Source organism: Phragmitibacter flavus (genome assembly GCF_005780165.1).
GTDB lineage: Bacteria > Verrucomicrobiota > Verrucomicrobiia > Verrucomicrobiales > Verrucomicrobiaceae > Phragmitibacter > Phragmitibacter flavus.
Genome location: NZ_VAUV01000010.1, coordinates 147,469 through 170,486, shown reverse-complemented (window position 1 = coordinate 170,486; position 23,018 = coordinate 147,469). Strand labels below are relative to the sequence as shown.

Here is a 23,018-nt window from a genome sequence, read left to right as displayed (position 1 = left end):
GTGTCACTGCTTACCGAGCTCCAATCCGCCCTGGAGAAGCTGCGTGCGCAGCATACGGATCTGACGCCAGAAGCTCCGGTGTTGATCGGCGTGTCGGGCGGGCGGGACTCGGTGGTTTTACTGTGCGCGATGGTTTCACTCGGATGGAAAGGTCTGGTGGTGGGGCATCTCAACCATGCTTTGCGCGGTCGTGAGTCGGGGCAGGATGCAGCATTTGTGAAGCGGCTGACGACGAGATTGGGAATGCGATGCGAGACGCGAAAGGTGGAGGTGCAGCGCGTAGCCGCACAGCGCAAGATCTCATTGGAACTCGCGGCGAGAGAAGTGAGGGAGAAATTTTTCGAGTCTTTGGCTTCGATGGTGGAGACGCGGTTTCTTTTCCTGGCGCATCATGCGGACGATCAGGCGGAGACGATCCTGGGCAATCTCTGTCGGGGAACCGCCTTACGAGGCATGCGAGGCATCAATTTGTCGGCGGAGACGGGTAGGGGACTGGTCAAACTGCGGCCGCTGCTGAACGTGACCCGTGTGGAGATTGATGCCTATGTGGAGGAGAACAAATTAATATATCGCGAGGATGGCAGCAATGCCTTGGGTTCGTTTAGGCGTAACCGCCTGAGGAATGAGGTGTTGCCGTTGTTGAATGAGGTGCTCGATCGTGATGTATCGACGATGCTGGTTCGTGCTGGGGCCGCGGCATCGCGGGATGATGAGTTTCTACATGGGCAGGCGATGGAGTTCGCTGAGGAGGAAGGCTTGTTGTTGGCGGATGGAGGGCTGAAAATCACGACCAGATTACAAAAATTGCACGGTGCCCTCCTGTCACGGGTGATTGATATTTGGCTCCGCCATATCGATCAAGCGAGAGGCATTGGAAACCATGAGTTGGAGTCAGCCATGTCCATGATCAAGCCGGATGGTCCGGCAAAAATCAATCTGCCGGGTGATCGCTGGCTGAGACGCAAGGCAAAGCGTCTGTTTGTGGAGCACTTGATCGACCAGCCTTAGCGGGGCAGTTGACCAGTGACCACTCGCGCCAGAAGCTGGGCTTTTTCGCGCAAGTCCTTCACTTCGGCCTCTGTGAAAGCTTTGCCTTCGGGAACATCCAGGAGCGGAAGCATGGCATGAAGGCCTTCGATGAGATCGACAATGTAGGGCAACTGACGCAGTTTGGGGTGCAATCCGTCCAGGGTGGCAATGAAATATTCGACGATGTCGGCCCGACCGAGATTACGGCTCTTTTCTTCGGAGTAGCTTTCCGCAACCGCTTCGGTGCTGATCTCGAACGCACGCAACCAGCCTCCGAGGGCGATCAGGTGGGCAACTTCGACGTCACGTAGGAGCACCATTTCCGCTTCGACATCCACCTGCGTGGCGGCAAGTTCATCGCGAAGTTTGTCCCAGTCGCCCAAAATGCTGTTCTCGAGCAAACTTTGGCTGTGTTTGCCAATCCGAACGCCAGCACCGAGGGCCTTGGCGTAACGAAGAAGCGCACGACCCAATCCTTCCATCTCTTCCACCTTCTCGCACTGGACGATGAGGAATCCGTCTCCGATCAGCATGCCCAAGCCGAGCGCAATGACCACACGATCAGCCGGGGCCTTTTCGCTGATAGGGCGCTTCAGCTTGTCGTAGGGCAACGTGCCCAAGGCATCGAGCTGATCAAACACCTTGCGGATGGATGGTGTGGTGAACTCGTTAACGCCGAATTCCTCCCGCAAATGTTCGTCGCCGATGAGCGACTCAGGAATCTTGGCCGTTTTCGTCTCCTGCTTCTCCTGAGCGCAGAGAATCCCTGGCAATGAAAGGGCGGCAATGACCATTGCTGCGCAAGGAAGACGGAAAAATGACGTGGAACACATGGTGAACAAGAGGTGAATTATAGCGGAGAACGAGTTGAGCGCCAGCAAGACTTGAAGCGGTTGTTGTGCGGAGAACATAAAATTGGAGATTCACAGAGCCAAAAATTCAGCGCCCATTGCGCAGGATCTGAGGGACGGCACATTTGCTGCTTGACGGTTCACCTTATGGGAAACATCGTTCGCGTCCGATTTCTTGTAACTGCTGACCATCTTTTATGACCTCCTGGACCTTGACGCTCTGGCTAATATGCTACGTGATCGTATTTGCCGGATTAAGCGCCTTTGGTGCCCATCGATTACGAATCCTGTGGCTGTATTGGAAACATCGGAAGGAGGAGCCCGAGCCAACATCAAAATTTGCAGAGTTGCCCGTAGTAACAGTGCAGTTGCCGGTTTTTAATGAAGTTCACGTGGTGAGGCGTCTTCTGGAGTCGGTGAGCCAGTTGGATTACCCGAGAGAGAAGCTGCAGATACAGATTTTGGATGACTCCACGGATGAAACCAAGGCGGTTTGTGAAGATGGGGCTGCTGAACTGAGGGCGCAGGGATTTGATGTCGAGCATCTCCATCGCACCAACCGGGTTGGTTTCAAAGCGGGTGCCTTGGACGAGGCGATGAATCGGGTGAAAGGGGAGTTCATCATGATTTTTGACGCGGACTTTCTTCCGGGACCGGATGTGCTGCGCAAGATGATCGATTTTTTCACGGATGAAAAAGTGGGATTGGTGCAGGCTCGTTGGGAACACGGCAATCGGAAGGACAGCCTTTTGACCCGCCTCCAGGCTATGATGCTGGATGGTCACCTAGCCTTGGAGCAGCCGGCCCGCAGTCGCGGTTCGCTTTTCTTCAACTTCAATGGCACTGCGGGCATCTGGAGGAAGAAGGCCATCATCGATGCCGGAGGCTGGGAACATGACACCCTCACCGAGGACATGGACCTCAGCTATCGCGCTCAGATGAAGGGATGGCGCTTTCATTATCTCAAGGATGTGTCGGTCCCGGCGGAACTTCCACCGGACATGGATGGCTTTAAATCGCAACAACATCGCTGGACCAAAGGCAGCGTGCAGGTGTGCAAGAAAATGCTGGGGCGTGTTTGGAAAAGCGACCAATCCTTGCGAGTCAAACTCGAAGCCACGGCTCATCTGACGGTGAACTTTACCTATTTGTTGATGCTGTGCGTGCTGATCATGGTTTATCCATCCAACTTCGTGTTCGAGAGTGGCCCCGTGAAGATGCTGCTCGTTGACCTGCCGGTTTTCTTTTTTGCCACTGTCTCGAGCATCGTTTTTTACACGAGCGCCCAGATGGTGCTGGCTCGTTCAGCTTGGGATTGGATCAAATGTCTGCCGTTGCTTCCATTGCTGCTGGCATTGGGAATTGGCATGAGCATCAACAATGGCATGGCGGTTTTGGAGGCTTTGTTCAACAAGCAGTCGGATTTTGTCCGGACCCCGAAATATGGCCAGCAGGCCGTGGCTCAACGCAAGCGCAGTCGCTACAAGGCGACCCGATCCATCTCGTTCTGGCTGGAATTCGCGCTGGCCATTTATTTTTCCGCCCTTCTCGTGGGTGCCATGCTCGATGAGCGCTGGCTCAACGCAGTTTTTCTCGGGTTGTTTCAATTCGGCTTCACTTACGTCGTCGCATCTTCCGCCATGCGCTGGTTTTCCGGACTGAATTTGTCACCTCCGCCTCCGCCGCAGGAGGCCAGTTCAGATCCAGCGATTGCATGAAGTGAATTGAACGGCACACATCTTGCGGCGTCTAAATCGGGCTCATTCGCCTTTCTGAGCGAAAATCAATCAACCGCTTGCAAAAAAGTTAATGTTTGTTAATTATACAGCCAAACTTATTCTGTCGTTGAAACCATTAGAAATCCATTCTCTGATTTCGTGGAATCCTGGTTCGCTGGGAAGAGGGTTGGCTGTCGGCATGATCTCAATGCTTTGTTGCCAGTGCAGTTCGTTCAAAAAGGAGTCAAAACCCGCTCAAGCGGCGAATGTGGTGGTGAGTGTGGCGCAGCAGAAAATTGCCCTGTATGGCTCGGATGGAAAGACTGCGAAGTCGTTTCCAGTGTCCACTTCGAAATTTGGTCTCGGGGACAAACCCGGCACCTACAGCACTCCTTTGGGTTTGCATGAAGTGGTGGCCAAGGTGGGGCACGGCGCGAGAAGCGGCACCGTTTACAAAGGACGCCAGCCGACGGGAGAGGTGATCAAACCCGGCACTCCAGGGCGAGATCCAATTGTTTCTAGAATCATGTGGCTGCGTGGCATGGAAGCGCAAAACAAAAACGCCTATCGCCGCTGCATTTACATTCATGGCACGGCAGATGAGCTGAATATTGGCAAGCCGGTGAGCTATGGTTGCGTGCGAATGAAGTCGCAAGATGTCATCGACTTGTTCGAGAGGGTTGGCATCGGCACACGCGTTCTCATTGTTCAGGGAAAACTCCCATCGAGAATGTCGCTGCCATCTTCACCTGCTCCGACGCTTCGGCCTGGTCAGCAACCACCAATCTTCCTCGATCCGAAGCCAAATGTGCCTGGACGGGCTCCGGTGCCATCGGTGCTGCCACCGCCGCAGAATTTTCCTGCTCCGGCCCCGTATGAATCGCCGGTGATTCTTGCTCAAAACACGGCGGTTACGCCAAATGGATATCAGTCGAAGACCATGGCTAACGGAACGGTGGTTTACACACCTCCGACCACCAACACGGCGACCAGTTCACGAATCATTTTGAAGTCCCGCCGCAGCGCGAGTGATGGCTTGAGATAGCTATTCAGTTTTCAGTTTGAACAAGGGCGTGGGTGATCCACAAGTGCCCCAATCTTCAGGGATGGCCATTATGGAGAGTGCACGGCTTCTTGTGCCTGTGCCCCGCCTTTTAATGCCTTGTTTGACGTCGAAGCGTTATGATTCCCCTTTTTTGAGGTAGGCGAAGGCGATACCCCCAAGGATGAGAAATGCGATGGCATAGATGGTTCCTAAAAGCATGGAGCTTCCATAGCGAAGAATGGAAGGCATGCCATCAAAAAATTGCGTGGACATCGTTTGCCCCTTCGCGAGCTTTTGTTTCGCTTTCGTTGACAAAGGCATGTTGCTCTCGTTTTATACCCGCCCACCATTTTACCACAGCCCGCACTCATGGACCTTATTGCCAAGCACATCGCCGAACTTTCCCCCTCACTGACGCTCTCAATCACCAGTCAGGCCAAGGAACTGAAAAAACAAGGAGTCGATGTTCTCAGCTTCGGTGCTGGCGAGCCTGATTTCAACACTCCAAAGCACATCACCGAAGCTGCCATCAAGGCACTTCAAGATGGTCACACCCGCTACACTGAGAGCGCCGGTCTGCTTGAGCTGCGTGAAGCCCTTTCTGCCAAACTGAGCATGGACAACGGCATCAGCTATGAGCCTTCCCAGATCAGCGTCAACTGCGGAGCCAAACACTCCTGTTACAACGCCATCCTCGCCGTGTGCAACCCTGGCGACGAAGTGATCATCCCTGCCCCTTACTGGACCAGCTATCCTGAAATGGTGCGCATGGTTGGCGCGGTGCCTGTTTTCGTCGAAACCAAGGCGGAAAACGGCTGGAAGCTGACTCCTGAGGAATTTGAAGAGGCGATGTCGCCGATGACCAAGATGATCATCTTGAACACCCCCGGCAACCCCACTGGATCGGTTTACAGCAAAGATGAACTCGAAAAGCTTGCCGAAATCGCGGTTGGCGAAGACATCGTCATCCTCTCCGATGAGATTTACGAAAAACTTGTCTACAACGACAACGAGCATGTCAGCATCGCTTCGCTCGGCAAAGAAGTTTACGACCTCACCATCACCATCAACGGCTTCTCCAAAGCTTACGCGATGACCGGCTGGCGTCTTGGCTACACGGCTGCTCCGAAAGAAATCGCCAAAGCGATCGACACGATCCAGAGCCACACCACTTCGAACCCCACCACATTTGCCCAATACGGTGGGATCGCCGCCCTCAATGGCGACCAGAACATCGTTTCGGACATGCGTGATGAGTTCAACGTGCGTCGTGAGTTCATGCTCGACCGTTTGCGCAACATCAAAAAATTGCGCGTCGTCGAGCCACAAGGCGCTTTCTACTTCCTGGTCGACATCGAACAGTTCGGCATCAAGTCGGTCAACTTCGCCGAGAAACTTCTCAGCAAGCAGAAGGTGGCTGCCGTTCCAGGCATCGCTTTTGGTTCCGACTACACCATCCGTTTCAGCTATGCGACCAGCCTTGATGTGATCAACGCCGGCATGGACCGCTTCGAAGAGTTTTGCAACCAGCACTAAAAATGCTGTCGATTTTGGGGCAGGTGCTGTCGCATCTGTCCTGAGGTTTGCACGACCGCCGCGTGGTTTCACAAAAATAACGGTGGATGGCAAGAAAAGTTCCCTATGTTTGCGCTCACCGTTCAGCCTCGTTCCCGTTTGTTTCATGGCCACGAATGGGTCTATGCGAGCGATGTTAAAAATGTCCTGGGAAATCCTGCTCCTGGCGATGTCATCTCTCTTCGCGACACGAAAGGTCGCACTTTAGGAAGCGCCATTTACAATCCGAACTCGCAGATCGTTGCGCGGCGGTTTTCGTATCGCAAACAGGATCTGGATGCGGAGTTTTTCCTGCGTCGGATCGAACGCGCCATTGAACACCGCGCCTCGTTGCCCATCGATCAAAAACTGTGCCGTTTGGTGTGGAGTGAATCCGATGGCCTTCCCGGCTTGATTGTAGATCGTTACGGCGATCATATCGTCTATCAAACGCTGACCATGGCCATGGCACAGCGCGAGGATTTGATCATCGCCGCGCTGGTCGAATTGCTCAAACCCACGTCGATTGTTGCCCGCAACGACGCTCCCGTGCGTCGCGCGGAAGGCCTTGAACTGGAAAAGAAAGCCGTCTACGGCGAAGCACCTGAGCTTTTCGAAATAGAAACCGCCGGATTGCAATTCCAGGTCGACATGCTTGAAGGTCAGAAGACCGGCCTTTATCTCGATCAGATCGACAACTACGCGGCGGTCGCCAAACTCGCCAAAGGTCGACGGGTTCTTGATTGTTTTACCAACCAGGGTGGCTTCGCGCAGGCCTGTGCGCTTGCTGGTGCAACGGAAGTCATTGCGGTGGATGTCAGCGAACCAGCCATCAATCTGGTGCTGCAGAACGCCCGCAAAGCCGGCGTTTCAATTGGTGCCCGTGCTGAGAACTGTTTTGATTTCCTTAAGGCGGCCGAGAAAGCTGGCGATAGTTATGATCTGATCATCTTGGATCCCCCGAGTTTCACCAAAACCAAGATGTCGCTCAACGATGCGATGCGTGGTTACAAGGAGATCCATCTGCGTTCGATGAAGATGCTGCAACCGGGTGGCATTTTGGCGACGTTCAGCTGTTCCCATCACGTAAGTGCGGGCGATTTCCGACGAATGATCAACGAAGCGGCGGTTGATTCGAAACGGCACATGCGTCAGCTCGCGGTTTATTCCCAGCGCACTGATCATCCGATTGTTTCGGGCATTCCTGAAACCGAATATTTGCGTGGTTATGCCCTCGAAGTGATGGGTGGCTGGTGATTTTTCGCTTGGGTTCGTGGTTGAGATTTAGTTCTTAACCACAGATGGACACCGATAAACACAGATAGCTGCTTCAAATCAGACCAGTGAAAATCTGTGTTGATTTGCGTCCATCTGTGATTGAAAAAAGCAGCTTTAGAGGACTTTCGAAACCTGCGGTTTTTTAACCGTCTTCAAAAGGTGATCGACGATGTGGTCCACGGTGATGCCCTCGGCTTCGGCGTGGAATGTGGGGACGATACGATGCCGCATGACGGGGCGCGCCAGGGCTTCGATGTCGTCCAAAGTCACATGCGTGCGCCCCTGCAGCAGAGCGCGGACCTTGCTGGATAGGATCAGATGCTGAGACGCGCGAGGACCTGCGCCCCAGCCGACCATTTGTTTCACGAAGGAACTGACATCGGGCTCGGTGGTTCTAGTCGCGCGGACCAGATCAAGCACAAAATCGGTGACGTGGTCAGGAACCGGAACGCGGCGGGCGAGCGCTTGGGCGTCCTGAAGATCGGCGGCGCTCAATACGGGCTTGATGTCCTCGGTGGGGGCACCGGTGGTGCGGGCGAGGATTTCCCTCTCGGCATCGCGACTGGGATAGCCTACCTTGATAAGAAACAAGAATCGGTCTTTTTGCGCTTCAGGGAGGGGATAGGTGCCTTCCTGCTCAATGGGGTTCTGCGTTGCAAGCACGAAAAACGGTTGCGGCAGCATGCAGGTTTCCTGACCAATGGTCACACTGCGTTCCTGCATGGCCTCCAGCAGGGCGGCCTGGGTTTTGGGTGGAGTGCGGTTGATTTCGTCGGCGAGGATGATCTGCGAAAAGATGGGGCCGCGCATGAAAACCAGTTTGCGTCGACCGGTTTGTTCGTCCTCCTGGATGATTTCCGTGCCGGTAATGTCCGCAGGCATGAGATCAGGGGTGAACTGGATGCGGCGATAGCTGAGATCAAGGGCATCGGCGAATGATTTGACGAGCAATGTTTTGGCAAGTCCTGGAACCCCTTCAAGCAGCGCATGACCACCAGCGGCCATGGCGATGAAGACTTGCTCGACGGTGTCCTCCTGGCCGACGATCCGTTTGGCGAGTTCGGTGCGCAGTTTTTGATAGCTGTGGCGGAATTGTTCGGCTGCCTGGGTGTCGGTGGACATGATAGGAATGATAAAATTAAGTAGTCTGGAGGCGGTAGCAAAGGTTTCCCGCTCGGTGACCATGACAGTAACGCATTCGGCCAATTCAATCTTCAAAACAAGCCGTGAACTGGACAAGATTTTTGCGAGTATGGCATAAAAAAGCCCGGGAATGTAATCCCGGGCGATCTGAAGATTGGAAATTTAAAATACCGGCGGTCGGACTCGAACCGACACATGATCACTCATACAAGATTTTGAGTCTAGCGCGTCTACCAATTTCGCCACGCCGGCTTCCTGCTGTGTTGGACAGGGGAGGAGAAGGTATCGAACTCCAGCCTGCCCGCAACTAGATTTTACAAATGATTTGATTGCGGGCAGGGGTCTGACACTTGGAACTCAGGCTTGTTTGCTTTTGTCGAACTGGGCGTCGAACACGATGTTGCTCGGCGGAAAGTCCTTGGATTTCACATAAGCGGCGGATTCGGTGGCACCGAACTCGCGGTCCATGCCGCCATCTTCCCATTCGACGCTCAACGGACCAGTGTAACCAATGTCATTGAGGGCGCGGATGATTTTTTCAAAGTTGATGTTACCGCGACCGACCGATTTGAAATCCCAATAACGCTCGGGTTTGTGGAAGTCGACGTTGCCGCCAAAAACCCCGGCGTCGTGTCCAAGATCCCATGCCGCATCTTTCATGTGCGCATGGAAAATGCGGTCGGAGAATTTGTAGATGAACTTGACGTAGTCGACGCCTTGGTAGCCAAAGTGGCTAGGGTCGTAGTTGAAACCGAAAGCCGGATGGTAATCGACGGCTTTGAGGGCGCGCTCGGCGGAGGAAATGTCGAAAGCGATTTCGGTGGGGTGAACCTCCAGCGCGAACTTCACGCCAATTTTCTGGAACTCGTCAAAGATCGGGGTCCAGCGCTTGGCGAAGTCTTCATAGCCCGCATCGATCTGGCCGGGAAGGGTGGGAGGGAAGCTGTAGAGCAGATGCCAGATGCTGCTGCCGGTGAACCCGTTGACCACATTGACACCAAAACGCTTGGCGGCATGGCCGGTTTTAATGACTTCTTCGGCAGCGCGTTGACGGACACCTTCCGGGTCTCCATCGCCCCAGATGTAATCGGGGAGGATGGTTTTGTGGCGCTCATCAATGCGATCGCAAACTGCCTGGCCGACCAGGTGGGTGGAGATGGCGAAAGCTTTTAGACCGGCAGCGTCGAGTGCGGAACGCTTGGCATCGCAGTAGGCCTGATCGGCCTTGGCGACTTCGAAGTGATCGCCCCAGCAGGCGAGTTCAAGGCCGTCGTAACCAAAAGTTTTGGCTTTCTCCAACATGGTGTTGAAGGGAATGTCGGCCCATTGGCCGGTGAAAAGGGTAACTGGACGTGGCATGGTGTCTGTTGATTGGTGATTTGAGATTCAGTTCAGAATTTGGAGACCTGCATGCTGTCATGAGGCCGCCTTGATGGCAATGGAAAATCTCCTGAGGGCCACGATCAAAAAATCATGAAATTGGGCTTTTTTGAATCTGAACATTCGTTCTGCTCGGATCACCTCTCGTCCTCAATGCTTAAATTCTTATCCGCCATTTTATTGCTTTCCATGATGTCGTGCTCTTCGCATTTGAAGAGTGCTGGGGACTCGAGTCCGGGCAAGGTGGTGACGGCTCCTGGGTTCAAGGTGTGGCGTAATGCCGTTTACACGCCGGAAGGCTGGCCCGAGGCTTTGAGGGCTGATATCTATGAACCGAAAGGCGATGGGCCATGGCCCGGGGTGTTGTTGATTCATGGTGGTGGTTGGGCCAAGACCGATCGGCGCAGTGACATGGAATCCATCGCGGGTCGTCTGGCACGTCGCGGTTATGTGGTGATGAATGCCACCTACCGGCTGGCCCCGAAATATCATTATCCGGCACCGGTTCAAGATTTGCAGGAGGCCATGCGCTGGTTCCGCGCACGAGGGGACACCTTCAATCTCGATCCACGTCCCATGGCGGTGTTTGGCTACTCGGCGGGGGGGCATCTGGCGGCGTTGCTCGGTTCTATGGATGATCCGAACACTCCACCAATCAAGGCGGTGGTCGCCGGTGGGGCGCCAGTCGATTTGCGGAAGTATCCCGGCCCGGGGTTGATTGCTGATTTCATCGGTGGAGTGATGACCGAATATCCGGATGCGTATGTTGAGGCTTCGCCGGTCACTCATATTTCGCCGGATGATCCGCCAGTATTTCTCTATCACGGTGGCTTTGATCTTCTGGTGCGCAGTGATCAACCGGTGGATTATCGCAAGGCTCTCACTGCGGCGGGAGTTCCCAATGAATTATTCTGGATACGAGGACGGGGCCATGTGATCGGGTTCTTGTCTGATGGAGCCGCCGTCCGCGCGGCCATCAAGTTCCTCGACAGACAATTTCGGTGAACGTGGGGGTTTGCCGAAAAAAAGCGAAGCGCCGATGGTCTATAGCCATCGGCGCTTCGTGATTTTAGGAGGTAATCCGCGCCGGATTTTCTAGGCGTTGAGTTTGGTCCAGGCAGCGTTCTCGGCGGAGGATTGAACCACGGCTTCGATGAACGCCATGCCGCGCACTCCGTCTTCAATCTTGGGATAGTCGAGAACATTGGCATCGGGAGCGGTGCCGTCGATTTCGCTGCGAACATGCGCGGCGAAATTGCGATAGATGTTGGCAAACGCTTCAAGGTAACCCTCGGGATGGCCCCCAGGAATTCGGCCGGCAGCCGCTGCAGCCTGACAAAGATAACCGCTGGCGGTGCGGTAAATTTGAGTGGGTTGATCGTTCCATTTGGCAAGCAGGGTGTTGGGCTCCTGCTGCCGCCATTCGAGTCCACCTTTTTCGCCGTAGATGCGGATGTTCAGATTGTTCTCTTCTCCAACGCTGATTTGGGAAGCGTGAAGGATGCCCTTGGCCCCGTTGTCGAAACGGAGCAGAACGTTGCCATCGTCATCCAATTGACGACCTTCAACAAATGAAGTGATGTCGGCGGCGAGTTCGGAAATTTTCAATCCGGTGATGTATTCGGCGAGGTTTTCAGCATGGGTGCCGATGTCGCCGATGCAACCAGCGGCTCCGGAGCGTTTGGGATCGGTGCGCCACTCGGCCTGTTTTTGTCCACTTGCTTCAATGCGTGTGGCGAGCCATCCCTGCGGATACTCCACCACGACCTTGCGGATTTTGCCCAGTTGGCCGCTCGACACCATCTCGCGGGCTTGTTTCACCATCGGATAGCCAGTGTAGTTGTGGGTGAGTCCGTAGAGTTTGCCGCTTTTTTCCACGATCTCCGCCAGGGCCTTGGCTTCTTCAAGATTTAAGGTGGCAGGTTTGTCGCTGAGCACGTGAAAGCCTCCTTCGAGTGCGGCTTTGGCAGCAGGGAAGTGGACGTGATTGGGCGTGACGATGGACACAAAATCCATGCGTTGATCAGCAGGCAGCGCGGCTTCTTTGGTGATCATTTCCTCAAAGCTTCCGTAGCAACGGTCGGCTGACAGAAAGAAATCCGCACCGCTGTCTTTCGAACGCTGGGGATCGGATGAAAATGCGCCACAGACCAGTTCAATCTGACCATCAATGTTTGCTGCAATGCGATGCACGCCGCCAATGAAGGCACCGCGACCGCCGCCGATCATGCCGTAACGAATTTTTCTGCTCATGCGATAGGTATTGAAGAAGGGTTGAGAATGATAAGGAAATGAACGCAAATACTCGCGCAGTCCAAGGCAGGAGGGCAAGCGGAAAAATGCGGGGTAACGGGGGAGGGACACAAAAAAACTGGGGCGCATCGCTGCACCCCAGTTCACTAAGTTTTAACTAAAACGGCTGGCCGCTTAGTGTTCGTAACCTGCTTCGCCGTGTTCAGGAAGGTCAAGGCCGGCTTCTTCCACGTCATCGCTGCAACGCAGACCGACGGTGAATTTCACGATCAGAGCGATCACGGTGGTGGCGACCACGCTCCACACGATGGTAAGGAGAACGGATTTGATTTGCTCCATCAGAAGGCCGTCTTTGAGTGGCTCAACCACGCTGTTCACCGCAGGATCAGCAAACACACCGGTGAGGATGGCGCCGATGGTGCCGCCCACGCCGTGGATGCCAAAGGTGTCGAGGGAGTCGTCATAACCGAGCATTTTCTTGATGCCCATGACGGCGATGAACGGAACGATACCAGCAATCACACCCATGATGACGGCCGAATTGGCGGTGACGAAACCAGCAGCAGGGGTAATGACCACCAAACCTGCCACCACACCGGAGCAGAAACCAAGAACGCTAGGTTTACCACGGAAGATCCATTCGGTGATGCCCCAGACAAAGGAGGCAACGGCGGCGCAAAGCGTCGTGGTCATGAAGGCGTTGGCTGCAAGGGCGTCGGCACCAAGTGCGGAACCGGCGTTAAAACCATACCATCCGACCCAAAGCATGCCGGTGCCGACCATACAAAGCACCATGCTGTGTGGGGTGAGGGGCTCTTTGCCGTAGCCTTTGCGTTTACCAAGGATGATGCAGAGAACCAGGGCGCTCCAACCAGAGGTCATGTGAACGACGGTGCCGCCTGCAAAATCGATGGCTTTGATGCCCGCGTCCGCGTTGAGAGGACCGCACATGAAACCGGTGCCGCCCCAGACCATGTGGGCAAAAGGGAAATACACAGCGAACATCCAGATGGCGGAGAATACCAGCACGGAGATGAACTTCATGCGCTCAGCAATGGCTCCAACGATCAGTGCCGGAGTGATGATGGCGAAGGTCAATTGAAACACCACCCACATGCTGTCGGAGATCCAGTAATAGCCTGCACCTGAGGCACCGGGTTCAACGCCTTTGAGGAAGGCCATGGCCGTGTCACCAAGAAACGGACCGCCGCCGCTGAATGAAAGGCTGTATCCCACTGCCCACCACAGGATGGTCACCAATCCGGCAAGTCCAAGGCATTGAGCAAGAACGCTCAACACGTTTTTCTTGCGAACCAGACCGCCGTAGAAAAGGGCGAGACCGGGCAGGGTCATGAACAGCACCAAAGCGCTGCTGGTCATCTGCCATGCACTGTGACCGGGACCGGGGCCAGCAATATTCGAGGTCCACTCGACATCACCATCTTTCCCAGGAGCGCCGTTCTTGATGTAGGCTTCCAAATCGTAAAGTCGTTGTTCGACGGTTGGGCCGTCGGCGGGGGCTTCTGCGGCTGGTGCCTCTGCTTCGACCACGGGAGCCGGAGCTGGGACTGGAGCGGGGGCAGTTTCCTGAGCATGGATGGCTCCGGTGACAAAAAACGCAGCTCCTAGAGCTGCGGCGAGGACGCGCTGGCGAATGGTTTGGATCATAGAATGGCGTGTTTAGCTTGGCGCTTGAGCGAACCAATCGCGACCTTTAGGGGTCGCAATGAGATTTGTGCGATCGAGCGTTATCGCTGCTCATAGCAAACCTTGTGCCAGCCTGAGTAATCTCGAGTCAGGAATATAAAAAAACTCCCCGACTTTCGCCGGGGAGTTTTATCGTGATTAAAAGCGCTGTCAGGAAATCATCGTCCCCGACAGGCAGTAAATCATTTGGCAGGGGGGATGTCGTAAGCAACACCACCGTGTTCGCCAATGTCGAGTCCTTCGGACTCTTCTTCAGGAGAAACACGCAGTCCCATGACCAGTTTGATCACCGAGAACAGGATCAGGGTCACCACGAAGGTGAATGCACCGTAAACGGCGACGCCTTTGATCTGGCTCATGAGCTGTTCGCCACCGGCTTTGGCACCGAAGAGGCCAACGGCGAGGGTGCCGAAAATACCGCAAACCAAGTGAACGGAAATGGCACCAACTGGATCATCAATTTTGATTTTGTCGAAGAACAGCACCGAGAAGAACACCAGGGCGCCACTGATGAGGCCGATGTAGGTGGCGGTCATCGGGGACATCTGATCCGCACCTGCGGTGATGCCGACGAGACCGGCAAGGATGCCGTTGAGGGTCATGGATAAATCGGGCTTCTTGAAGAAGATCCAGGAAACGATGCTCGCGGCAAAACCGCCAGCAGCAGCAGACATGGAGGTGGTGACCAAGGTCAGAGAAACCAAACCAGGATCAGCGGACAGAACGGAACCGCCGTTGAAGCCGAACCAGCCGAGCCAGAGGATGAACACGCCAAGAGTGGCGAGTGGCATGCTGTGACCAAGGATAGGCTTGATTTTGCCGTCGACATATTTGCCGCGACGAGCTCCAAGGATGATGGCACCTGCAAGCGCGCCCCAACCGCCCACGGAGTGAACCAAGGTGGAACCTGCAAAGTCATAGAACGGAGTGGCCATTTGGTTGGCCCAACCGTTGCCCCATTTCCAGCTGCCTGCGAGTGGGTAGACAATGGCGACGAAGATCACGGTGAACACCATGAAGGAGGAGAGTTTGACGCGTTCTGCGACAGCACCGGAAACGATGGTGGCGGTGGTGGCGGCGAACATGGCCTGGAACAGGAAGTCAGTCCAGTAGGTGTAACCCGCATTGTAGGCGGAGGTGATACCGGCTTCGTCCGTGGTAATGCCAAATCCGGCAAACTTGAACCATAAATTATCTCCTTCGCCGAATCCCGGATACATCAAGTTAAAGCCGATCAAAGCATAGGTAAGGATACCGATGCAGGGAATGATGGCGTTCTTGAAGAGGATGTTGACCGTGTTTTTGGCCTGGGTGAGACCGGTTTCAACGCAGGCAAAGCCGAGGTTCATGAAGAACACCAGCGCGGCGCAAACCATCATCCACACGTTGTTGACGGTGAACAATTCGACGGAAGGACCCGCGTCTTCTTCAGCGGGGGCCTCTGCTGTTGCTTCGGCGGGGGCCTCTGCAGGAGCTTCGGGTGCTGGTGCTTCGGCCGCCGGGGCTGGAGCAGGTGTTACTTCCGCTGGAGCGGGAGCCGGTGCTACAGCCTCGGGGGCGGGCGCTGCGGGAGCTTCAGCGACCGGTGCAGGCGGAGGTGTTTCTTGTGCGTAGGATAGCGGAGACACGAAGGTCCCGACCAGGAGCGCGGCAACAAGTGCCGCGATAGGTGTTTTACGAATCAAGTGGGTTGGCGTCATCATCAGGTTGTTAGTAGGTTGTCTTCTTTTTATGGCGAGCCCGGCTCCCAACGAGTTGGGAGCAAGGCATTCCAACTGAGGGGTAAGCAAAGGACGTGCCAGATTTTCTAGCGCGGCTGTTTGGTGGACAAACAGGGACAGCCAGACAAGGTCGTCATCAGCAACGCCTTAGGGCGTCCTCAAATCTCTGGTCCTACTGACAGCCGCGTAGGAAAACAATTTTCATCGATAGGCAAAGGCCCAAACGGATGAAGCGGGCAATACGACGAACCAATAAAACTTTCTTATGGTCGATTTATACCCCACCTTAAGTCAGGCTTTATAACATTAAACAATACATGTAATGCAAAGCGGGTTGGGGCCCGGCACAAAGACCTTTGGGGGCTCGTCTGGATCATCCAAGCCGGTCATCCCGATTCATCATGGCACTGCGCACCATAATCATTTCGCCGATATTTTCGGCAGTAAGCAATCCTCGTAACCCGCCACCCAGTGGGTCCATCACTGGCAAGGCCGGACATTCACTTTGCCGCAGCTTGTCCATCGCTTCGGTCAAGGCCTGCTGCGGTTCCAGTAAAATGTCGCAGGACTCCATCACCTCTGCTACCGGATGTTGAGGACCGTGCTCCGACAAGGCGCTGATGAGGTTCTTGCGCCGCAACAATCCAACAAAACCCCCTCCCCGATCCACCACCGGAAAATCATGCTGCGAACCGGCCAGTAATAACGTCACCGCGTCCTGCAGCCGTGAATGATCACCCAGCGTCTGAAAATTGGTCATCATGGCATCCCTCACCTTCATCCCATCCATGCTTTCCTGTTCGTTCACATATGCCGCCTCCTGGCCGGCACTTAAAAAGATGAAGATGGCGATGATGATAAGAAAAGGGTTCTTGAAAAAGAACATCGCAGCCACTGCTCCGATCACCGCAAAACCCTGGCCGATCGTCGCAGCCCACTGGGTGGACTTCGCGTAGTTCCCCGTCAACATCGCCAATACGGCACGCAACACCCTGCCGCCATCCATCGGAAACGCCGGAATCATGTTGAACAGCACCATGATGATGTTCCACTGCGCCAGTTGCACAAAAAAGCTCCGTCCATGCGGATCAATATCGAACGATACCGGTGGCATCACCTGGATCGATCCGATGATCAACCCGGCAATCACCACGTTCACCGCTGGGCCTGCCAAAGCGACCACCAATTCCTGAACAGGTTCTTTAGGCATGCGTTCCAGCCTCGCCAGCCCACCAATGGGCAGCAGCGTGATGTCAGGAGTCAAAATCCCGTATCTGCGAGCGGCAAACACGTGCCCAAATTCATGCAGCAGCACGCAGGCAAACATCGCCACGATAAAAAGCACGGCATTGCGCGCCGCTTCAAGCCCCCCAACCTGGGACGCCTGCCAGCCAATAAATGCAAGCAGCAGAAGAAAGGTCGCATGAATGCGAACCTCGGTGCCAGCGACCGTGGCGATAGAAAATGACCAGCGTTTCATAAGAGATAAATGGGGGCTTTGATGCAACTACCGGGACTGTGACAGCCCCGGTCGTCAATCATCATAACGTTGTCTGTGAAAAATGGACGCATCGGATACGAAATTCCCATCGCACGAAGCGCCACGAAGCAATTTCATGGGACATCAGTTGCATGGTGTGTTATCGAAATCGCGACCATGGCCTTAGTGATTTTATTAAACAATGCCGACACCCCACTGCCGCAGGTTCTGCGCGGATTGGAAACACTTCTGGAGCCGCTTTCTCCCCTGGCCTTGGGAATCCTCTCGCTGCTGGCTTTGATAGCGGTCGCAGGTGCCGTCAATATGCTCGCACAGGGCTTTCGAATTCGCGAAAGGGAGCATGCGGACGCTGAATTCTTCGATGGCTACCAGCTTTCCGAGCAGCCATTGGAGATGTATCTCGCCCGGCGCATCCAGGCCAAATCACCGTGCTACCGGACCTATGAGAATGCCTGCCGCGAGCTCTGCCAGCATCTCACCGGGTCGTTCACCATCAATACTGAACTCATCACGCGACTTCGTTCCGCCGGTCGGATCAGCCCCTCGCAAATGGATGCCGTGCGACACACGCTTCTGCATGCCTGCGAGAGCGAGGCCGTCGGCCTGAATGCCAACATTGGCAAGTTGCCGATGAAGATCCTTGCCATCATCGGTCTCGCCGGCACGCTGCTGCTGTTCATGGAGCAAAGTTTCATGGCTCTTCCCCCCAACCTCTACCCGGCATTGTTGCCTGCAACAACTGCCCTGCTCCTCACCCTTCCCTTAGTTCTATGGCGCTCTGTTCAAGCCTCGAACATCGAAAAAGCAGCATCTCGTCTGGGCCAGTTGGCCGCCGATTGGACACGACAGGTTGAGCGCCGGCTCGTTGACCATCGTAAACCACTTGAGAACCTTCCCAGTCTTGAAACCATGAGCATGCAGGAGGGCCCGACCTTCAGCCAGTCACCCGCAGAGATGAAATGAAGCACCGCAATGCGCCGCATTTGTCCATTGCCACCCACAATCTCCCGTCTACAATCATCTTTGCCTTGGCCCAGCCGATCACCGCTCCTCAATTCGACATCAATCTTGCCAACACCCTGTCGGCAGATCGAGTGATCGCGGACATGGTTGCGCTGGAACGCCCGGGAGTCATTGCCGAGCTTCTCGAACGCCTCGACGCCCTTAACGCGATTCCACGCGAAGCCCGCCCCACGCTACTGAACGCTCTCATTGAGAAGGAAAACATCCACACCACTGGCATCGGTTCTGGAGTCGCCATCCCTCATTGCTATTCCAACGCGGTATCCGAAACCGTGTTCATCTTCGGACGTTCCCTTCAAGGCATCGATTTCAATGCGCCCGATGGAGAGCCGGTTCACTACATTCTCCTCTACATCGTGCCACAGGACCGTCACCTGCTGCATTTGCAAACCCTGCGGGCGGTCGCCAAGAACTTCCTCAGCAGCAAGTTGCGACGACAATTGCTCGAGGCACCTGATGCCACTGCCATCCTTGAAGTTTTCCGCAAACACGCGGACAAGTGACCCCGGCCCCTTCATCGGCCGAAAATTTTCCCTTCCTCCCCTCAATTATTTCTTCTCAATGTCTACCTGTCGCCAGCTTCTCACCCAACGCCTCCTGCTCGCTTTCGAAAAAGCACGCATCACCCCTCCTGAAGGCATTCCCATCACCGTTGCCCAGGCCTCCGATACCCGCTTCGGAGACTACCAGAGCAACGCGGCCATGGTGGCAGCGAAAGCCTTGAAAACCAATCCCCGTCAACTTGCCGCGACTTTGGTCGAAAACCTCGACGTCAGCGACCTTTGCGACACGCCAGAGATTGCCGGACCCGGCTTCCTCAACTTCCGACTCAGCAAACCTGCGCTCGCAAAAACCATCGGATTGCTTCTCGAAGATGACCGCAACGGCGTTTCCGAGGTGGACCAGGCTCGTCGCATTGTCATCGATTTCAGCGCCCCCAACGTCGCCAAACCCATGCATGTCGGCCATATCCGCAGCACATTCATTGGCGACAGCCTCGCGCGCATCGCCCGTTTCGTCGGCCACCAGGTCATCACCGACAACCACGTCGGTGACTGGGGCACCCAATTCGGTATGATCCTGCACGGTTTCAAAACGCTGCTCGATCACGACGCCCTCGCCAAAGATCCGATTCATGAACTCGTGCGCGTTTACCGTGCCGTCAACGCTCTGACCAAGGCCGATGAATCAATCCTGGAAACCTGCAAACTCGAGCTCGTTAAACTCCAGAAAGGCGACGCCGAAAACCTCGAAATCTGGAAACGCTGCGTCAAGCTCACGCTGGATCAGTTGAACGAAGTTTATGATCGACTCGGCATCCATTTCGACCATTACCTCGGCGAAAGCTTTTACAACGAAGCCCTCGCTCCGCTGGTCGACGATCTTCTAGAGAAAGGCATCGCCCGCATCAGCGACGGCGCCGCTTGCATTTTCTCCGACGAAACCCAATCTCCCAACCACGATCCCTTCAAAACCCAACGCGATGGCGAGTGGACCGATGCTCCATGCATCGTGCGTAAATCCGACGGCGGATTTCTCTACGCCACCACCGATCTCGCCACCATCGACTTCAGGGTTCGCGAATGGAAGGCTGATGAGATCTGGTATGTAGTTGGCGCTCCCCAACAACTTCATTTCCGTCAACTCTTCGCCGCGTCCACGCGTCGCGGTCAAGCCACGCGCATGGAACACATCGCCTTTGGCAGCATCCTCGGACCTGATGGAAAAATGTTCAAAACCCGCTCCGGCGAATCGGTCGGCCTGATCGAAGTCATCGACGAAGCCGTCGAACGCGCACGTGTAATCGTTGACGAACGCGACCTGGAAGAATCCGCCAAGGACCAGATCGCCGAGATCATCGGCATCGCCGCCGTCAAGTATGCCGAGCTCAGCCAGCATCGCATGACCGACTACAAATTCTCCTGGGAGAAAATGCTGTCGTTTCAAGGCAACACCGCCCCCTATCTTATCAACGCTTATGTCCGCATTCGCGGCATCTTCCGCAAACTCGGCGACGCTGCTCCGACGCTCGATGCCGAATGCGAAATCACCGAAGAAGCCGAACGCGCTCTCGCCGTCAAACTTCGTCAGTTCGGCGAAGTTGTGCATGATGTTCTTGAACAGGACTTCCGTCCCAGCCTGCTCGCCCAATACCTCTACGAACTCGCCGACACCTTCCACGGATTCTACGAATCCTGTCCCGTCCTGCGCTCCGAAGGCACCGTGCGCAACACCCGCCTCGTCCTCTGCGAAGTCACCTCGAAAATCCTTAAACAGGGTCTCGATCTCCTCGGCATCAAGACCACCGAGCGCATGTGATGTAACTGCCCTCTTTGTCCATTATCCTTTATCCCTTATCCTTTAGCCTTTCCCGATATGGCCTCCCCCGCTCAATCTCGCACCGCCATCAGTTACTACGAAGAATACCTCGCTGAACTGGACGAGATCCGCCGTTATAAGTGGATCGAAAGCCAGAAGGCCAAAGAGGACATCGGCTTCGAACGTGCCCTCGTCGAATGGGTCACCGAACATCGCGATGCCTGGCGCATCGAACGTTCTGAAGCGGCCGAATAAGGCCTAAGCAAGCTATGATTTACAGTCCCAACCCTGGCGGCAATCCAAGTCCACCGGTCAGCTTGCCCATTTCCCCTGCCGCGAGTTCTTTGCTCTTCGCCAGCGCCTGCTGAACTGCGTTCAACACCAAGTCCTCCAACACCTCCACATCTTCGGGATCAACCACCTCCTTGCTGATCTTGATCGCTGTGATTTCCTGCGAACCATTGGCCGTCACCGTCACCCGTCCACCACCGGACGAAGCTTGCACGGTCTGAGCAGCGAGATCAGCCTGGGTCTCTGCCATCTTCGACTGCATCTGCTGCATTTGCTTGAGCATTTTTTGTATATTCATAGAAAGATTTGGTTGGGATAAAGGGTTGCTGCCGATCGGTCATTTCACCAAGGTCGCCTTGAACTTTTCAATCGCGGCTTTCACCAGCGGGTCTTTGTAAAAATCGGGGTCCGTTCCGATTTTGGGCGTTTCTTCTTTGGGCGCAGCTTCCGGCTCTTTTCCACCGGCCTTCTGCGGAGAGGGAGAATCCATCTCCAACAACCCCAATGACATCTCACTCACCGGAGGCGGCGCCAGGGTCGCATCGAGCACGATGTCTAAATTCACCGGTTTGCCCGTCAAATCGGCCAGCATCTCTTCCAAAAACTTGCGGGCCATTGGTCGCATCAAGTTGTCCCGTGCTGAGTCCTCGGTCGTCGGCAATCCCAATACCAGCACCTTGCCTTCCTGCCGAAGAAATGCGCCAAACTCCACCCAATTGGCAAACAACGGACGTTCCACCGTCACTCGCTCAAGAAACAGCGTCCAGAGGGCTTCGAGGCTCAACGGTTCCGCCTTGGCAGGGATGGCAGCAGGCTCGATATCCAAATCAAAAGACAGATCTGCACCCGGTTCAGGAAGCTTCGCTGGCGGTTCAGGTGGAGCCACCAAAGGCTGAAGTTTTGGTTGCGGCGCAGGCTCGGTCTGGGGCTCGGGCTGAACTTTAACCGCCTCAGATGCGGGCACCGGAATCGGAGCAACCGGAGTTGGAACCGTAGCCACCACCGGCACAGGCACCGCCGCCACCGGTGCGATTGCCCGCCGCGTGATCGTCCTCGGAGCCCCCCCGCTACCACCGCCACCAATCGCCTGAATGACTTCGGTCAATGTCACTTCGCCCAAGGTCTGCACGGCCTGGATGATGCCAATCTCCAGATGCAGCAGCTTGTTGCTCGCCCAACGCATCCTCGCATCCACTTCGGCAAGACCATCCATCACCCGCAACACCGATTCGGCTTCGACCATGGCCGACTGACCACGCACCAACGCCGTCATCTCCGGCGAAAGATCCTCCTCCGCCGCTCCCGCATCCACCTGATGCACCAGCAAATTGCGGAAATGTTGGATCAAATCTGCCAGCAACCTCGAAAGATCCTTCCCGCCATCCGCCTGAGTGTGCAAATGTTTCAAGGCCCCCACCGTGTCCTGCTGCAAAATCTCCTGCGCCAGATGCGCCACGGTTTCCCCTCGCGTGAACCCGAAAATGTCCAGCACGTCCTGCTCCTCAATCCTCTCCCCGCAGAACGCCACCAACTGATCCAGCATCGACTGCGCATCACGCATGCCGCCCTCCGCTCCCTTGGCAATCGCATAAGCCGCCTTTTGATCCAGCGCCACGTTCTCCAAGGTCGCAATGTGCAGAAGATGATTCGCAATCACCCCCGCCGGAATGCGCCGCAAATCGAAACGCTGACAACGACTGATGATCGTCGGCAGCACTTTGTGCGCCTCCGTCGTCGCGAAGATGAACTTCACATGTTCCGGCGGTTCCTCCAACGTCTTCAACAGCGCGTTGAACGCCGCCGTGCTCAGCATGTGAACCTCATCAATGTAATAAATCTTAAACCGGCACCGAGTCGGCGCAAACTTCACTTCCTCACGCAGTTCACGCACCTGCTCCACCCCGTTGTTGCTCGCGCCGTCAATCTCCCGCACATCTAGGCAGATGCCCTTTTCAATTTCCACACAAAGCTCATTGTCCGGATCGAAATCCACCATCGGACCACCCGGACAATTCAATGCCTTGGCAAAGATCCTCGCCGTGCTGGTTTTCCCGGTGCCACGCGGACCCACAAACAGGTAGGCATGGGCCAGCCTTTTCTGGGCAATGGCATTGCGCAACGTGCGCACAACATGCTCCTGACCAAGCACATCATCAAAAGTGCGGGGACGATATTTACGGGCGAAGACCTGATAGCTCACGCGGG

19 protein-coding genes and 1 tRNA gene are annotated in these 23,018 nt (G+C 55.2%); 10 read left to right on the top strand and 10 right to left on the bottom strand.

The genetic code is table 11. The features are described 5' to 3' along the window. Positions 1 to 1,008 (top strand): tRNA lysidine(34) synthetase TilS, encoded by a 1,008-nt coding sequence (tilS, locus tag FEM03_RS14930; protein ID WP_166442884.1) that lies wholly within the window; start codon positions 1 to 3, stop codon positions 1,006 to 1,008. On the opposite strand, the gene FEM03_RS14925 is transcribed toward tilS, so the two are convergent. Next, a complete protein-coding gene (locus tag FEM03_RS14925) occupies positions 1,005 to 1,862 on the bottom strand; it encodes a hypothetical protein (RefSeq protein WP_138087080.1) in 858 nt (285 codons plus the stop codon). The two genes, tilS and FEM03_RS14925, sit on opposite strands and share 4 nt — an antisense overlap. Before the next feature lie 215 nt (positions 1,863 to 2,077). Between FEM03_RS14925 and FEM03_RS14920 the strand changes: the two genes are divergently transcribed. The 4 genes from FEM03_RS14920 to FEM03_RS14905 all read left to right on the top strand — a co-directional run bounded on the left by FEM03_RS14920 (position 2,078) and on the right by FEM03_RS14905 (position 7,454). After that, the gene (locus FEM03_RS14920) at positions 2,078 to 3,598 is read left to right on the top strand and encodes a glycosyltransferase (RefSeq protein ID WP_138087079.1); all 1,521 of its coding nucleotides are present in this window, start codon (positions 2,078 to 2,080) and stop codon (positions 3,596 to 3,598) included. Between the two features lie 199 nt (positions 3,599 to 3,797). Beyond that, on the top strand, positions 3,798 to 4,643 hold the full coding sequence (locus FEM03_RS14915; RefSeq protein ID WP_166442883.1) for a L,D-transpeptidase: 846 nt from the start codon (positions 3,798 to 3,800) through the stop codon (positions 4,641 to 4,643). A 369-nt stretch (positions 4,644 to 5,012) separates the two neighbouring features. Further along, complete coding sequence (locus FEM03_RS14910) at positions 5,013 to 6,179, top strand: pyridoxal phosphate-dependent aminotransferase (RefSeq protein WP_138087077.1); 1,167 nt, start codon at positions 5,013 to 5,015, stop codon at positions 6,177 to 6,179. A 105-nt stretch (positions 6,180 to 6,284) separates the two neighbouring features. Beyond that, positions 6,285 to 7,454 carry a class I SAM-dependent rRNA methyltransferase gene (locus tag FEM03_RS14905; RefSeq protein WP_138087076.1) on the top strand — a complete coding sequence of 390 codons (1,170 nt, stop codon included), beginning with the start codon at positions 6,285 to 6,287 and terminating at the stop codon, positions 7,452 to 7,454. Positions 7,455 to 7,589: 135 nt separating this feature from the next. On the opposite strand, the gene FEM03_RS14900 is transcribed toward FEM03_RS14905, so the two are convergent. The 3 genes from FEM03_RS14900 to FEM03_RS14890 all read right to left on the bottom strand — a co-directional run bounded on the left by FEM03_RS14900 (position 7,590) and on the right by FEM03_RS14890 (position 9,977). Next, positions 7,590 to 8,597: an AAA family ATPase gene (locus tag FEM03_RS14900; protein WP_138087075.1), complete on the bottom strand. Its 1,008-nt coding sequence runs from the start codon at positions 8,595 to 8,597 to the stop codon at positions 7,590 to 7,592. Between the two features lie 189 nt (positions 8,598 to 8,786). After that, positions 8,787 to 8,870, bottom strand: a tRNA-Leu gene (locus FEM03_RS14895). Between the two features lie 105 nt (positions 8,871 to 8,975). Further along, positions 8,976 to 9,977 (bottom strand): sugar phosphate isomerase/epimerase family protein, encoded by a 1,002-nt coding sequence (locus FEM03_RS14890; protein ID WP_138087074.1) that lies wholly within the window; start codon positions 9,975 to 9,977, stop codon positions 8,976 to 8,978. 213 nt (positions 9,978 to 10,190) lie between these two features. On the opposite strand from FEM03_RS14890, the gene FEM03_RS14885 reads away from it, so the two are divergent. Then, positions 10,191 to 11,003, top strand: a complete 813-nt coding sequence (locus FEM03_RS14885) for an alpha/beta hydrolase (RefSeq protein WP_206171021.1) — start codon at positions 10,191 to 10,193, stop codon at positions 11,001 to 11,003. A 90-nt stretch (positions 11,004 to 11,093) separates the two neighbouring features. Here FEM03_RS14885 and FEM03_RS14880 read toward each other — a convergent pair whose 3' ends face one another. The 4 genes from FEM03_RS14880 to FEM03_RS14865 all read right to left on the bottom strand — a co-directional run bounded on the left by FEM03_RS14880 (position 11,094) and on the right by FEM03_RS14865 (position 17,159). Further along, positions 11,094 to 12,251 (bottom strand): Gfo/Idh/MocA family protein, encoded by a 1,158-nt coding sequence (locus tag FEM03_RS14880; RefSeq protein WP_138087072.1) that lies wholly within the window; start codon positions 12,249 to 12,251, stop codon positions 11,094 to 11,096. A gap of 174 nt (positions 12,252 to 12,425) precedes the next feature. Beyond that, positions 12,426 to 13,919, bottom strand: a complete 1,494-nt coding sequence (locus tag FEM03_RS14875) for an ammonium transporter (protein ID WP_138087071.1) — start codon at positions 13,917 to 13,919, stop codon at positions 12,426 to 12,428. A gap of 221 nt (positions 13,920 to 14,140) precedes the next feature. Then, positions 14,141 to 15,337, bottom strand: coding sequence for an ammonium transporter (locus FEM03_RS14870; protein ID WP_206171028.1), 1,197 nt, complete (start codon positions 15,335 to 15,337; stop codon positions 14,141 to 14,143). A gap of 715 nt (positions 15,338 to 16,052) precedes the next feature. Further along, the gene (locus FEM03_RS14865; protein WP_138087070.1) at positions 16,053 to 17,159 is read right to left on the bottom strand and encodes a site-2 protease family protein; all 1,107 of its coding nucleotides are present in this window, start codon (positions 17,157 to 17,159) and stop codon (positions 16,053 to 16,055) included. 75 nt (positions 17,160 to 17,234) lie between these two features. Between FEM03_RS14865 and FEM03_RS14860 the strand changes: the two genes are divergently transcribed. From FEM03_RS14860 to FEM03_RS14845, 4 genes are all read left to right on the top strand, one after another. After that, on the top strand, positions 17,235 to 18,143 hold the full coding sequence (locus FEM03_RS14860) for a hypothetical protein (protein ID WP_138087069.1): 909 nt from the start codon (positions 17,235 to 17,237) through the stop codon (positions 18,141 to 18,143). Positions 18,144 to 18,208: 65 nt separating this feature from the next. Further along, a complete protein-coding gene (locus FEM03_RS14855) occupies positions 18,209 to 18,706 on the top strand; it encodes a PTS sugar transporter subunit IIA (RefSeq protein WP_166442882.1) in 498 nt (165 codons plus the stop codon). A 58-nt stretch (positions 18,707 to 18,764) separates the two neighbouring features. Then, positions 18,765 to 20,522: an arginine--tRNA ligase gene (gene argS, locus FEM03_RS14850; protein ID WP_138087067.1), complete on the top strand. Its 1,758-nt coding sequence runs from the start codon at positions 18,765 to 18,767 to the stop codon at positions 20,520 to 20,522. A 57-nt stretch (positions 20,523 to 20,579) separates the two neighbouring features. Continuing rightward, the gene (locus FEM03_RS14845) at positions 20,580 to 20,777 is read left to right on the top strand and encodes a hypothetical protein (protein ID WP_138087066.1); all 198 of its coding nucleotides are present in this window, start codon (positions 20,580 to 20,582) and stop codon (positions 20,775 to 20,777) included. A gap of 19 nt (positions 20,778 to 20,796) precedes the next feature. Here FEM03_RS14845 and FEM03_RS14840 read toward each other — a convergent pair whose 3' ends face one another. Further along, positions 20,797 to 21,111, bottom strand: a complete 315-nt coding sequence (locus FEM03_RS14840) for a YbaB/EbfC family nucleoid-associated protein (RefSeq protein WP_138087065.1) — start codon at positions 21,109 to 21,111, stop codon at positions 20,797 to 20,799. Between the two features lie 39 nt (positions 21,112 to 21,150). Beyond that, a complete protein-coding gene (dnaX, locus tag FEM03_RS14835; protein WP_138087064.1) occupies positions 21,151 to 23,013 on the bottom strand; it encodes a DNA polymerase III subunit gamma/tau in 1,863 nt (620 codons plus the stop codon). Positions 23,014 to 23,018 lie beyond the last annotated feature (5 nt).